Source organism: Aeromonas sp. SrichE-2G (assembly GCF_017939565.1).
In the GTDB taxonomy this organism is placed as follows: Bacteria; Pseudomonadota; Gammaproteobacteria; order Enterobacterales; family Aeromonadaceae; genus Aeromonas; species Aeromonas taiwanensis.
Genome location: NZ_JAGKRG010000049.1, coordinates 241,090 through 255,082 on the forward strand (window position 1 = coordinate 241,090; position 13,993 = coordinate 255,082).

11 protein-coding genes are annotated in these 13,993 nt (G+C 63.3%); 4 read left to right on the forward strand and 7 right to left on the reverse strand.

Annotated elements, in window-relative coordinates; genetic code table 11:
• Window positions 1–143 precede the first annotated feature (143 nt).
• A complete protein-coding gene (locus J9885_RS16015; protein WP_210550030.1) occupies window positions 144–893 on the reverse strand; it encodes a PilZ domain-containing protein in 750 nt (249 codons plus the stop codon).
• A 48-nt stretch (window positions 894–941) separates the two neighbouring features.
• Window positions 942–1,400: a YchJ family protein gene (locus J9885_RS16020; protein WP_210550031.1), complete on the reverse strand. Its 459-nt coding sequence runs from the start codon at window positions 1,398–1,400 to the stop codon at window positions 942–944.
• Between the two features lie 125 nt (window positions 1,401–1,525).
• Between J9885_RS16020 and J9885_RS16025 the strand changes: the two genes are divergently transcribed.
• The 4 genes from J9885_RS16025 (at window position 1,526) to J9885_RS16040 (ending at window position 6,755) form a co-directional block, all read left to right on the forward strand.
• Window positions 1,526–3,193, forward strand: coding sequence for a methyl-accepting chemotaxis protein (locus tag J9885_RS16025; protein WP_134696756.1), 1,668 nt, complete (start codon window positions 1,526–1,528; stop codon window positions 3,191–3,193).
• A 104-nt stretch (window positions 3,194–3,297) separates the two neighbouring features.
• Window positions 3,298–4,509 (forward strand): ROK family protein, encoded by a 1,212-nt coding sequence (locus tag J9885_RS16030; protein ID WP_043760095.1) that lies wholly within the window; start codon window positions 3,298–3,300, stop codon window positions 4,507–4,509.
• Window positions 4,506–6,089: a sensor histidine kinase gene (locus J9885_RS16035; protein ID WP_210550032.1), complete on the forward strand. Its 1,584-nt coding sequence runs from the start codon at window positions 4,506–4,508 to the stop codon at window positions 6,087–6,089. Before J9885_RS16030 ends, J9885_RS16035 begins: the two co-directional genes overlap by 4 nt.
• Complete coding sequence (locus tag J9885_RS16040) at window positions 6,090–6,755, forward strand: response regulator (RefSeq protein ID WP_043760098.1); 666 nt, start codon at window positions 6,090–6,092, stop codon at window positions 6,753–6,755.
• A 141-nt stretch (window positions 6,756–6,896) separates the two neighbouring features.
• Here J9885_RS16040 and J9885_RS16045 read toward each other — a convergent pair whose 3' ends face one another.
• The 5 genes from J9885_RS16045 to J9885_RS16065 all read right to left on the reverse strand — a co-directional run bounded on the left by J9885_RS16045 (window position 6,897) and on the right by J9885_RS16065 (window position 13,483).
• Window positions 6,897–8,426, reverse strand: coding sequence for a tripartite tricarboxylate transporter permease (locus J9885_RS16045; RefSeq protein ID WP_043760099.1), 1,530 nt, complete (start codon window positions 8,424–8,426; stop codon window positions 6,897–6,899).
• Window positions 8,427–8,435: 9 nt separating this feature from the next.
• A complete protein-coding gene (locus J9885_RS16050; protein ID WP_210550033.1) occupies window positions 8,436–8,897 on the reverse strand; it encodes a tripartite tricarboxylate transporter TctB family protein in 462 nt (153 codons plus the stop codon).
• A 48-nt stretch (window positions 8,898–8,945) separates the two neighbouring features.
• On the reverse strand, window positions 8,946–9,911 hold the full coding sequence (locus J9885_RS16055; RefSeq protein ID WP_043760105.1) for a tripartite tricarboxylate transporter substrate-binding protein: 966 nt from the start codon (window positions 9,909–9,911) through the stop codon (window positions 8,946–8,948).
• A 175-nt stretch (window positions 9,912–10,086) separates the two neighbouring features.
• Complete coding sequence (locus J9885_RS16060; protein ID WP_210550034.1) at window positions 10,087–11,619, reverse strand: lytic transglycosylase F; 1,533 nt, start codon at window positions 11,617–11,619, stop codon at window positions 10,087–10,089.
• 178 nt (window positions 11,620–11,797) lie between these two features.
• Window positions 11,798–13,483 (reverse strand): aspartate:alanine antiporter, encoded by a 1,686-nt coding sequence (locus J9885_RS16065; protein ID WP_029314601.1) that lies wholly within the window; start codon window positions 13,481–13,483, stop codon window positions 11,798–11,800.
• Window positions 13,484–13,993 lie beyond the last annotated feature (510 nt).

Here is a 13,993-nt window from a genome sequence, read left to right on the forward strand (position 1 = left end):
TGTGACAGAGGTCACGGGAGATCAGATGGCAAGAAGGGCCGGATCCCGGCGAGGGAAAAGAGCAGGCGTGACCACGGGAGGGCGGGCATCCGTGCCCGGGAAGAGGCCCGCACTGGGGGAGGCAAGCTGCGGGCCTGTGCGGATTAACGCAGTGCGTCTGTGTCTGGGGTCTTTGAGACCATCATTTGCCCGTTGAATTCGAGGTTCATGAAGAGAGCGTTGCTGTTGCGCTGCCCGTCCTGGTCGAATTTCACCCCGTAGAGGATGTTGTCGAGCAATTTACCCTGATTGCAGATGATGCCGCTGAGGAGCAGGGGATCCTGGCCATCCTCCAGGGGCTGAAAACGCAGGACGATGGGGTGCTGCATCTTGAGGGGCGGGGCGAGGTAGCTGGTCTTGAACGCACATCCCTCAAAGGAGATGTCGGTGAGCTGGATGGGGATCTTGGTGTCGCCGTTGGTGGTCCAGCCGGTCAGGTTCACCGGGTAGCGCGTCTCTCTGCGGATCTTGTTGATGGTCACCTGCTTGGGCACCCGGGTGGTGATCAGGAGTGGCGTCTCTCCTGCCAGCTCGATCACGCTGTCGAAATGCACCATGGCCCCCAGGCCGCGCTCGCAGATGACGGAGACATGCACCCGGTAGCCGGGTTTGCAGTATGACAGCAGGTCCTCCCGGTTGATGGCGTGGAAGGTGAAATAGAGGTAGGGCTGGCGATCCAGGCCGACGAGTACCGCAGGCAGGCGTTTCGTCTTGCCGGTGGGCAGGTTGACCTGGATGCCTGCCTGGCTGGCCGGTTGCAGGTATAACAGGACGTCGGAGCCCTGTATTGCCTGACCGCTTCCTTTGATGGCGGCAAGGCGCTGTTGAATGGATTCTGCAAGACGTTCATCCATGGCTGTATTCCTGTCCCGATTAAATAACGTCAGTTTAAAAAGCCTGTTTTATTCGAAGCAACATTTTTTGAATTTCTTGCCGCTGCCACAGGGGCAGGGATCGTTGCGGCCCACCCGCAGCGGCGCCGGATCCTGTTCGCCGTCAGTGTAGACCCAACGCCCCTGATACCGCACGAAGCGGGAGCGCTCGTGCAGGCAGTGGCGCGCATCCCCTTCCACAAACCAGGCCTTGAACTCCACCATGCCGGTCTCGTCATGGGGGCCGCCCCGGCTTGCGAGGATCTCGAGACCGTCCCAGCGGGTATCGCTTCGGGAGAGCTCGTCTGCGGTCAGTGTCCCCAGATGGTCGGGATGCCAGCTGTGCACCAGGTAGTCACCCAGCCCCAGCACGAAGGCACTGTAACGGGAACGCATCAGCTGCTCCGCGCTGGTGGCGGCCTGGCCGCTGTGGAGAGCGCCGCAGCACAGGGAGAGGGGAAGGGAAGAACCGCAAGGACATTGGCTCATGGGTCAGCTCATCGGGTCGATAATGGAAGGTGGCGGGATTGTAGCGAATGCCATCCCCCCTCGGCCAGCAGGTCGAGCCGGTAGGAACGGAACACCCACATAAAAATCGCTAAAGGAAGTGCATGATGACGCTGAAACAGAAGATCCTGTTGCTGGGCGCGGTCCCCATCCTGTTGATGGCCCTGGTGGTCAATCTCAGCAATTATCTGATGTCCAGGAGCGATCTGGAGTCAGAGCTGGTGATGGCAAGGGAGAAGGCGGTCAAGGAGCGCAAGGCGCTGCTCAGCAGCTATCTGATGCTCGCCAAAACCGCCATCGAGCAGGCCTATGCGGGGCCGGACAGCCCCGAGACCCGCCAGCAGGTGCTCGAGACATTACGGCCATTGCGCTATGGCAGCGACGGCTACTTCTTCGTCTATGACTATCAGGGCAACACCCTGCTGCTGCCGACCCGCCCCGAGGTGGAGGGCAAGAACCGCTGGCAGGACAAGGACACCAAGGGCACCTTCCTCATCCAGGGGATCATCAAGTCGGCGCGGGAGGGGGACGGGTTCTCCGAGTACTGGACCAACAAGCCATCCCTCGGACGGGATGCCCCCAAGCTCTCCTTCAACCTGGTGCTCGACAAGTATAAGTGGGTGGTGGGCACGGGCTTTTACATCGACGACATCGACAGCGAGCTGGCGACCCTGCGCACCGAGCGTGAGGAGGCGATGCATGGCTCCCTGCAGAGCAGCGTGCTGATCATTCTGGTGATCCTGGGGGTGACTCTGGCCGCCACCGTGGTGATCGGCAACCGGGCAACCCGGCCGCTGGCGGAGGCGGTGGCTGCCCTCAACGACATCGCCGACGGGGAGGGGGATCTGACCCGGCGCCTCAAGGTGCAGGGCAAGGACGAGGTGGGCCAGCTGGCCACGGCGTTCAACCGTTTTGTCGAGCGGATCCAGTCGGTGGTGAGCCAGGTGGGGGAGACCAGCCATCAGCTGCTTGGCGCCGTGCACAGGCTGCACAGCCTGAGCGAGCACGCCGACAGGCAGATGCAGGGGCATGGCAGGGAGACGGATCAGGTTGTCACTGCGGTGACCGAGATGAGCTCCACCGCCCAGGAAGTGGCGGCGAGCGCTTCCAATGCGGCCAGCGCCACCAGCGACGCGGCGCGCGAATCGGATGCCGCACGCGGGGTGGTGAGCAGCGCCATCGGCAGCATCAACCGGCTGGTGGAGGAGGTGCACGTGGCCGCCGGGGTCATCGAGCAACTGGCTCAGGAGACCGGCAAGATAGGATCCGTGGTGGAGGTCATTCGCGGCATTGCCGAACAGACCAACCTGCTGGCACTCAATGCCGCCATCGAGGCGGCCCGGGCAGGTGAACAGGGACGGGGCTTTGCGGTAGTGGCAGACGAGGTGCGATCCCTCGCTGGCCGCACCCAGCAAAGCACCAAGGAGATCAACGAGATGCTGCAGCGGCTGCAGGGCGGCGTCAGGCAGGCGGTGGAGGTGATGCAGGCGAGCGAATCCCGTAGCCAGGAGACGGTGCAGGAGGCGAGCCACATCGCCAGCTCCCTCGACAGCATGGTGACGGCGGTCGGCACCATCAACGACATGAACATCCAGATCGCCACGGCGGCCGAGGAGCAGCACGCGGTCTCCGAGGAGATCAACAAGAATCTGGTGGCCATCCAGCAGATCGTCAACGAGCTGACCGAGGCCGCCGGGGAGTCCAGCACCACCACCCGCACCCTGGCCGACACGGGTGACAAATTGCGTCAACTCGTCTCCCGCTTCCGTTACTAGTCACATATTTGCCGTCTGGGCGTGATTTCCAGACGGCAAATTTGGGGTTCGGCGCAGAATGTGGGAAAATCGCGTCATTCGTTCCTTTCGTTAGCCCCTACCCTATGAATGAGATCGTGAAAGGCAGTATCGATTTGATCCGTCAGCTCAACTACGGCCTGGTCTACGCCAGCCTGGAGGAGCACAAGGAGCTGTCCCGTACCGATCTGTCCCGCCTGACCGGTCTCTCTCCTGCCAGCATCACCAAGATCACCCGCGAGCTGCTCGACGGGGGGCTGGTGGTCACCTGCGGCGAGAGCTCGGTGGGGCGCGGCCGCCGTCAGACCCTGCTGCGCATCAACGAGCGTCGCTTCCAGTTTCTCTCCATGCGTCTGGGCCGTGGTTATGTGGACATGGCCCTGTTCGATCTGGCAGGCCGCTCCCTGGCGCGCCATCGCCATCTCTTCAGCGAGGCGGAGCGCGCGGATCTGCTGGCCAGCCTGGTGCATGCCATCGAGGGCTTCCTGCCCAAGAAGGCACTGCGTCTGGCCTGTATCGCCCTCTGCCTGCCGGGGCAGGTGGAGCGTCACTCCGGCATGGTCAAGCACTTCCCCTATTACGATCTGCGCAACTGGCCCCTCGGCCCCACCCTGCAGGCGGCGTTCGAGGTCCCCGTGCTGGTGAGCGGTGATGTGCGCACCTGGATCCAGGCCGAACGCGAATGGGGAGCCGCCAAGAACTGCGCCGATGCGGTGCTGGTGTTCGTGCACAACGACATCGGGGTCGGCATGGTGGTCAACGGCCAGCTCATCGAGAGCGAGTCGGCCCTGCTCGGGGATCTCAGCCACCTGCAGCTCGAACCCTATGGCCAGCGCTGTTACTGCGGCGGCTTCGGCTGCGCCTGCACGCTCGTGACCAATCAGGCCCTGGAGGCCCAGTACCGGGATCTGCGCGAGCGGATGCAGGAACACGATCTGCCCGAGAGCGTCAACATCCGCGAGCTGTGCGAGCTGGCGCTGGCGGGCAACAGCCTCTGTCAGGATATCCTCCATCAGGCGGCGGGGCGGCTCTCCCGGGTGCTCTCCAACCTCATCTGCCTGCTCAACCCGGGCAAGTTGCTGCTGGGGGGGGAGATCACCCGGGCCGATCGGCTGCTGTTCCCCATGCTGCACCAGTCCCTGGCGAGCCAGTTGCCGGCCGAGTACCTGGTGCGCCTGCAGATCGAATCCACCCATTTCTACGAAGATCCCACCAAGCCCACCTCGGTGCAGGTGCACAAGGCCCTGCGTGACGGCAGCCTGCTGCTCGAACTGTTGCGAGGGGACAAGGAGGCATGAAACTCGGGTTGCAGGGACGCATCCTCTTCATGCTCTGTCTGGTCAGTCTGTTGCAGCTGGTGCTGCTGAGCGGGGCCAGCTACTACTATGTCGCCGAGCAGCGCTATCAGGATGTGGGGGATCAGGCCCTCGACGTGGCGCGGCTGGTGGCCCGGGAGCCCGGCGTCATCGCCGGGGTGAAACGGGCCGACACCGTCCGCCTCAACGTGCTGGTGGAGCGGATGCGGGGGGAGGTTGGTGCGAGCTATATCGTCATCGGCGACGTCGATGCCAGGCGTCTGGTTCACCCCAACGCAGACAGGCTTGGCAAACCCATGGTGGGAGATGATCCTGCCCGGGCCCTGGCGGGGGAGTTCTACATCTCGAGGGCAGAGGGCTCCCTTGGCAGCGCGGTGCGGGGCAAGGGGCCCATTCGCGACGAGATGGGCAGGGTGATAGGGGTCGTCTCGGTCGGTTATCTGGTGCGGGACATTGACGCCGATCTGCGCGGTTTCCTGCGCTTTGGCCTGCTCTGCACCCTGCTCATCGTGATCCTCAACAGCGCCGCCGCCGCCTGGCTGGCCCGGCGCTACAAGAAGGCCATCTTCGGTTTCGAACCCGAGCAGATAGGGCGTCTCTATGCCGAACTCGACTGTACCCTGCGCACGGTGCGCGAAGGGATCCTCACCATCGACGAGCAGGGCAGGCTCACCTCCATCAATCCCAACGGCATCCGGTTGCTGCGTCTGGATGAAACCGTTGCCAGGGCCGCCATTGGCCGGCCCATTGGCCAGCTGCTGCCGGGCAGCCGCATGCTCTCCATCTTGCAGGAGCAGAGCCCCCAGTTTGACGAGGAGATAGTCCTGAATGGCCAGCCCCTCATCGTCAACCGCCTGCCCCTGGTTCAGGAAGGACGCCTCATCGGCGCCGTGTCGAGCTTTCGGCGCAAGGACGAGCTGGCCGAGCTCAGTGCCCAGCTCTCCCAGGTGCAGGCCTACAGCGATCTGCTGCGGGTGCAGACCCACGAACACAACAATCAGCTCGGCACCATCGCCGGACTCATCGAGCTGGGGGCCACCCGGGAGGCGCTGGCCTTCATCGGGCGGGAGGCGGACACCGAGCAGACCCTGCTCAGCTTCCTGATGGGCGCCATTGCCAAGCCCAAGGTGGCCGGGCTGCTGCTTGGCAAGTACCACAGGGCCCACGAGCTGGGTTTGGTGCTGGAAGTTGACCCTGATTCCCGCCTGCACGACATCCCCCATCGCGTGAGCGGTTCCCAGCTGGTGACCCTGCTTGGCAACCTCATCGACAATGCCTTCGACGCGACCCGTCGCCACGGCGCACCCTATCAGCCAATCCGGGTCGCCTTAAGCGATCTGGGGCAGGATCTCATCCTCGAGGTAGAGGACGGGGCCGGCGGGGTGGATCCCGCCCTGGCGGACACCTTGTTCGAGCGAGGCGTGAGCAGCAAGGCGGAGCCCGGCCACGGCATCGGCCTCGCCCTGGTGCGCAAGACCCTGGATTCCCTGCAGGGGCAGATCACCATAGAAGCCACGGCGCAGGGAAGTTGCGTCGTCTGTTACATTCCAAAGGAGGTGTGAGTGATCAAGATCCTGATCGTCGAAGACGATCCGGCCATCGCCGAAATCCACCGCCGCTTCGTGCAGCGGCTGCCCGGGTTTGACGTGCTGGGGGTGGCGCTCACCCTGTTCGACGCGAGGGAGCAGATCGCCATCCTGAAACCCGATCTGGTGTTGCTGGATGTGTGGCTGCCGGACGGAGAGGGCTTTTGCCTGCTGCGCGAATTGCGCCAGGCGGGGGCCAGCCTGGACGTCATCCTGCTCACCGCCGCCCGGGAGGCGAGCGCCCTGCAGGAGGCGATGCGCCTCGGGGTGGTGGATTTCATCTTGAAACCCGTGGTGTTCGAGCGGCTGCGCGACACCCTGGAGAAGTACCGTCAGAGCATTGCCGCCCTGGCGGCTCTCGCGGACATCGATCAGCAGGCGGTGGACGCCCTGCTGGGCACGCCCTTGCAACAGGTGGCGGCCGCCGGGCTGCCCAAGGGCATCGACGGCATCACCCTGCAACGGGTATTGGCCGTCCTGGCCGCGGAGGGGGCCAGTGCCGAGGAGATAGGTACCCGGATCGGGGTGAGCCGCACCACGGCGCGCCGCTATCTGGAGTTTCTGGTGGGGCAGCAGCTGGCGAGTCCGGAACTCGAATACGGTACCGTGGGGCGGCCGGAGCGGCGTTATCGCAAGCAGTGACCCCGAAGCCAGGGTCGTTGCGTCCAGACAAAGAAAAGAGCGCCTTTCGGCGCTCTTTTTATGATCAGGTTTGCTCCCAATGGGGCATCAAGGGCTCTGCTCGTTATGAGCAGGGCACAGAGGTGGCAGAGGCTCATTGATTCAGTGGCTGATGGCCGGCTCTCCCTTGGGAGCCCGGCGGGCTTGCCACCACTGCCAGGCTGGCAGCAGCAACATCACCAGGGTCACCAGGGTGAAGCCCAGGGTGATGGGGCGCTCCCACAGGAAGCTCAGGGAGCCGTCGTTGATCACCAGGGCGCGGCGCAGATTGTCCTCCAGCATGCCCCCCAGGATGAAGCCGAGCAGCATGGGTGCCATGGGGAAGTCCAGCAGACGCAGGCCGATGGCGATAAGGGCCACCAGTGACATGACATAGATATCCATGGTGTTGAACGAGACCAGATAGACCCCGATCAGCGAGAACAGCAACACCATGGGGATGAGCACGGGGCGCGGCACTTGCAGGATCTTGGCCAGATAGGGGATGAGCGGCAGGTTCAGGATCAAGAGCACCACGTTGCCCAGGTACATGGAGATGATCACCGACCAGAACACGTCCGGATGCTCCATGAACAGACGTGGACCCGGCTGGATGCCATAGGCGATGAGGGCGCCCAGCATCAGGGCCGTGGTGCCGGAACCCGGGATCCCCAGGGTCAGCAGGGGGACGAAGGCACCGCTGGAGGCGGCGTTGTTGGCCGCTTCCGGCGCGGCGACACCGGTCAGGCTGCCCTTGCCAAATTCATCCCTCTTCTCCTTGCGGGCCAGATTGCGCTCGGCGCCGTAGGCCATGAAGGAGGCGATGGTGGCACCGGCTCCCGGCAGCACGCCGATGAAGAAGCCGAGTACCGAGGAGCGGGTGACCGGGGTTGCTATCTCCTTGACCTCCTCCTTGCTGAGCTTGAGGGAGCCGAGTTTCTGGATCTGCTCCGCCTCTTCGGCGCGGGAATCCTTGCCCGGGCGCAGCACCGTCATCAGGATCTCCGCCAGGGCGAAGGTGGCCATGGCCAGCAGCAGGAAGGAGAAACCGTCCCGCAAGTCCGGCAGACCGAAGGTGAACCTGTCCACTCCGACGCTGCGATCGATACCGACGGTGGAGATCATGATGCCGAACAGCGCCATGATCAGCGCCTTGAGCACCTGTCCCTTGCCGGCAAAGGCCGCCACCGCCGACAGCCCCAGCACCATGAGGGCGAAGTAGTCCGCCGACTGGAAGGAGAGGGAGACCTTGGCGAGCAGGGGGGCCGCCACCATCAGGAAGATGGCCGACAGGGTGCCGCCGACGAAGGAGGCATAGGCCGCGATGGCCAGCGCCTTGCCCGCATAGCCCTTGCGTGCCAGGGGATAGCCGTCGATGGCGGTGATCATGCTGGCGGAGCAGCCCGGGGTATTGATGAGGATGGAGGCGGTGGAACCGCCAAACATGGAGCCGTAATAGACCCCGGCCATCAGAATGATGCCGGAGGCCGGATCCAGCCCGTAGGTGATGGGGATCATCAGGGCGATGGCGGTGACGGGCCCGAGGCCCGGCAGCATGCCGATGAAGGTGCCGACAAAGCAGCCGACCACCACCATGAAGAGGTTGATGGGCATCATGGCGGTGCCGAGCCCTTGCAGAATGCCGTCTAACATGGATTCTCCTTATCCCAGCAACTGGGTGAACAGCCGACCCGGCTCGAGATAGACATTGAGCCCCTTGGTCAGCAGGGCCCAGAAAATGAGGGTAAATGGCACGCTCACCTTGCAGGCGAAGGCGAGACTGGGTTCGCCCATCAGCCGGATCCCGACGATGAGGAACAGGGTGGTGGCGACGAGGAAACCGAGCCAGGTCAGGGCCACGCCGTAGATGATCATCAGGACGAGAAAGGCGAACACCAGCCGCCAGTTGCCGGACTCTTTCTGCAGCCGCTCGCCCCCCGGGGAGGCCATCAGCAGCAGGGAGAGCGCTATGCCGACGCCAGCCAGGGCATAGGGCAGGGTGCTGGCGGTAAAGGGTTCATATTCGTCCCCCGGGTAGCCCGGGATCTGGGTGGCATGGTAGCCATAGGCGAGGGAGAGCAGCAAAAACAGCAGCCCCCCGAACCGCTCCTTGGTCAGGTGCATAGGAATGACTCCAATGGGGCGGGCCGGGCCCGCCACGGGGTTGTGGGATTACTTGATGAAGCCGAGCTCGCGCATCAGGCCGCCGATCTCTTGCTCCTGGCTGTTGAGGAAGGCGGTGAACTCGGGACCGGCCTGATAGCGATTGGTCCAGCTGTTGCGGGCACGAACCGTCTCCCACTCCGGCTTGTCATACATCTGCTTGAGCAGGGCGGCGAATTCGGCCGACTTCTCGGCGCTCACGCTGGGGGAAGCGAAATAGCCGCGCCAGTTGGCAAACACCGTGGGGTTGCCCTGTTCGCTGAAGGTGGGGATGTCTTTCGCATCCGGCATGCGTTCGGAGGCTGTCATGCCGAGGATCCGCATCTGGCCGGACTTGACCGCTTCCATCGCCTCGCCAAAACCGGTAGAGAGCACCTGGGTCTCTCCCGCGAGCACTGCGGCCATGGCACTGCCGCCGGCATCATAGGCCACGTAACGCAGCTTGCTGGCGTCGGCACCGGCGTTCTTGAAGGTCATGGCGGCCACCAGGTGATCCAGGCTGCCGCGGGCGGAGCCCCCGGCGATCTTCACCTTGGCGGGGTTGGCCTCATAGGCGGCCAGCAGCTGGGGCCAGCTCTGGTAGGGAGAGTCCAGCGGCACGGCCAGCGCCTGGTAGTCGGCGATGATGGCCGCGACCGGGGTGAGATCCCGGAACGATTGCGGCAGCTCCTTGGAGAGGGATTTGACGATGATGGGGGTGGAGTTGACCATCAGGGTCTTGTCGGACTGGGCCGAGGTCTCGATGAGATGGGCGATGGCCTTGGCGCCGCCACCGGCCGAGATGTTCTGGTAGGAGGCGGTCTGGATCAGGCCGGACTTGGTCAGAGCCTCGCCGGTACCGCGGGCTGTGTTGTCCCAGCCGCCGCCGGCACCGCCCGGGATGAGGAAGTGGATCTCGTCGATCTGGGCGTGGGCGCCAAAGCTCAGTGCGAGCAGGCCGCCTATCAGGGTGCGCTTGAAGGTTCCTTGCAACATGGTGCTCTCCTTGTGATTGTTGCGGGAAGGTTAATTAATCGTGTCTGGCTGGAAAACAATCTGACCGTAATGGCTATTAAGGCTGTTGTGGCCATTGTGTTCATTCTGGTCACGGCAAGATGAGGGGAAATGCGCATAGAAACGAGGCGCCCGTGAGCGCCTCGTCCGCTAAGGATCACTGGGTCGGTTTCGCCGCCGATGTGCTGACGTCTTCCTTCGCCTCCTGCTTCAGGGCCTCGCTGGCCTGCTGGCGCAGCTTCATCTGCTCCACCACCAGCTTGTAGGCGATGTAGTACTTGTAGATGTTGCCCACGTAGGTGACGGTCTCTGGCCCTATCTTCTCGGCCGCTACGTACTCGACGTTGTGGAACCAGACGTTGGGATCCAGCCCTCGCTTCCTGGTCTCGGCACGGAGCCTGGCCACCCTCGCGGGGCCGGCATTGTAGGAGGCGAAGGTGAAGAGTGCCTTGTCGAGGGCGGTCATGGGCTCGTCCGCATAGTAGTGGTCGATCATCCAGCGCATGTATTTGACGCCGCCGTGGATGTTGGGCTCGAGCTGGCGGATGTCGCCCACCTTGAGCCCCTTGCCGGTGGCGGGCATGATCTGCATGACGCCGATGGCGCCGACGTGGCTGCGCGCTTTCTGGTTGAGGGCGGACTCCTGGTAGCCCTGGGCCGCCATCAGCAACCAGTCCACGTCGTATTTCTCGCCGTATTCACGAAACAGCTCCACCACCTGCAGGAATTTCTTGCGGTCGGCCTCGGCGGCGGCACTCCTGACGTACTTGTTCTGCTTGAGATAGCGGGCGAGGAGTTCGTCCCCGGTCGCCTTGCCACGCAGCGCCTTGATCTGCTCGTTGAGCATGGCGAGCAGCTGGGTACTCTCCTTGCGCACCGCCCAGGCGATGATGCCCCCCTCCCGGAACACGGGGTCGTCGTGGATGGTGACCTTGGGGAAGATCTTCTGCCAGAAACGGGCCTTGTGCTCGTCCATGACGATGAAGGGCAGGAGACCCGCATTGACCATCTCCACCAGATCTTCATCTTCCAGCACTTCGGAGGCGGGCTGGATGTCGATGAGGGGCTCTCCCGCCGCCTTGCGGGCCTGGTTGTAAGCCATGAGGCTCTCGAAATAGCTGGAGGAGGGGCGCACGTAGATGCGTTTGCCCCCCAGATCGGCGGCGCTCTCCACTTTGGGCGAGTAGGGGCCGGAGACGAGCAGCTCCCGCACGCCTTGCAGCAGGGGATCGGTGAAGGCCACGCCCTGCTCCTTGCGCTTGTCCGTGATGGTGAGATTGGCGGCGGCGATGTCCCCCTTGCCGGCGATGAGGGCGCTCAGCAGGGCTTCTCGGGCCACGGGAATGAAGACGAAGTGCACCTTGAGGTGGCGCTTGATGGCTTTGTTCTTGCGCAGTTGCTCGTTGAGCCGCTTCTCGACCTGGACGAAGGCGTCGTAGGTGACGCCCCGTTGCACGCCCTTGTTGATGAAGTAGCCGGTCTTGTTGTAGGTCGTCAGTACCCGGATGGACCGGCGCTCCAGCATGGCGTCGAGGTCACCCAGCATGGGTTTGGCAAGCTCGTTGCCCTCGAAGCTCAGGGCGCTTTTTTGTGTTTCCTCATCGGTGGCCGCCTGCTTGTCGGATTCGGCCCCCCAGGCTGGCGTCAGGGAGCAGAACAGCCAGATCACGACAATCCATAAGCATTTCATAACGTACACCTCACTCGTTTTATTGAGTGTAAGTGGCGCCTTGCGGGTGATTTAGCTTATTGGGTTTGATAGAGAAGGCCCCATAGCACGATTTCCACTATTCAACCCCCTGGCCGTCTACCCATGAAAAAAGGAGCCCCGAGGCTCCTCTTTTTCTGCGTGTTGCGGGCCCGCCTGGCTAGAACCAGAAGCCGATGATGAAGGAGCCCGCCAGGGTCAGCATCACGTTGGCCACCGCATAGGTGCCGGCGTAACCGAGCGCCGGGATGGAGCTGTTGGCGGCCTCGTTCACCACGTCCATGGCCGGGGCGCAGGTTCGGGCGCCGGTGATGGCGCCGAGCAGCAGGGCGGGGTTCATTTTGAGCACCCAGACCCCGAACAGGTAGCCGACCAGCACCGGCAAGGTGGTGACCAGCATGCCGGAGAAGAGCACCACCATCCCCACCTCGCTCAGGTGATCCAGGATGCCACCCCCGGCCTTGAGGCCGGTGCTCACCATGAAGACGGCAAGGCCGAGATCCTTGGCCAGACGCAGGGCGCCAGGCGGCACATAGCCCACCGTCGGGTGGTTGGCCCGCAGGTAGCCCATCAGGATCCCCGCCAGCAGCAGGCCGACGGCGTTGCCGAGGCCGAACTCGATCTGGCCGAACACCAGGGAGACGGAGCCGATGAGCAGCCCCAGCACGAAGAAGGTGGCAAAGGCCACCAGATCCGTGGTCTGGCTGTGGATGCTGATGAAGCCGATCTTGTTGGCCAGCAGCTTGACCCGCTGCTTCTCGCCGCTGATCTGCAGCACGTCACCCTTTTGCAGCATGATATTGCGATCGAACGGCATCTCGATCTGGGAGCGCACCACCCGGTTCAGGAAGCACCCCTTCTCGGTGAGGTTGAGCTCCACCAGGTGGCGACCCACCACGGCATCGTTCTTCACCACGATCTCTTCGGTGACGATCTGGAGGTCAAGCAGGTTGCGATCGAACACCTCTTTGCCGTTGCGGTAGTTGACGTCGAGCTTCTCGTGGCTCTCGGGGTAGCCCACCAGGGCGATCTCGTCCCCTTCCTGAATGACGGCATCACCGTCGGGGCTCGCCAGGATGCCGTTGCGGCGAATGCGCTCCACATAGCAGCCGGTGTGGGGATAGATGCCGGTCTCCCGCAGGGTACGCCCCCCGATCCAGGCGGCGAGCTCCGGGCCGACCCGATAGGCGCGGATGATGGGCAGATAGGTCTTGCGGCTCTCGCTGTCGGACAGCCCCCGCTCGCGGGCGATCTTCTGGGCTTCAGTGTTGAGATCCAGCCTGGCCAGGGAGGGGAGGTAGCGCACCACCAGCATCAGCCCCACCAGCCCCACCAGGTAGGTCAGGGCGTAGCCGATGCCCATGTTGTCCAGCACCGACTGCATGTCGGTCTGGTGGGGCAGGTTGAGCAGGCCGCTGCGCAGGGCATCCTGGGCGCCGACCAGGGCCGGGGTCGAGGTGAGCGAGCCCGCCAGAATGCCCGCCGCCATGCCGGGCCCCAGATTGAAGAACTTGGCGAGCCCCACGGTCAGCAGCAGGGCGCTCAGCAGGATCACCAGAGTCAGGGTGATGTAGTGGATGCCGTCGCGCAGGAAGACGCTGAAGAAGTGGGGGCCCGCCTCTATGCCCACACAGAAGATGAACAGCATGAAGCCGACGTTTTCGGTGGAGGTGGAGAACTGAAATCCCATCTGGCCGAACAGCAGGGCGGTGAAGAGCACGCCGATGGTATTGCCTATCTGGAAGTTGCCGATGCGGACCTTGCCCAGCAGCAGGCCGAAGGCCAATACCACGAACAGCAGCAGGGAGTCGCTTTGATGTAGCAGTGTCACGAAATCTATGGTCATGCCCGGAAAAACCGAGGAAAAAAGTGGGGCCGACATTGTGCCGGATCCCTTGGCAAGAAAGAAGCGTCAAAGCGGATCGGCAGCCAGTTAAGTGGTGTGCTCTCGGGGCAGAGGGAGAATGCGTGAGCCCTTTGGGGTAAATGGCTCTATTTTACCCTGCCATCCACGGTGTCAATGAGTGATTTGTGCTGTCGGGCGAAGAGGCGGCACTCCCCCTGTGGACAATTTATTACCTGCTGCATGGGGAGCAATTGAGCATGGTTTTCAGCATTTTTCACTGGGGGGAAGGTTGGGTGACAAAGGAATCCTTAGCATCATTCGGCGAGTGCTGACCCGTGGCACGGGGGATGGCGAAAAAATACTGCGCCAGGGCGAGGGCATTGCCCTGGTTGACCCCATTTAGGGGGGAGAGCAAAAACAGCAGAAAATGGGGATGGAGGCATGGTGGCACCGACGAGGGGAGGCAATCGTCGCTAACCTAGACGAGGCCTGGCTTTGGCCAAGTTACCC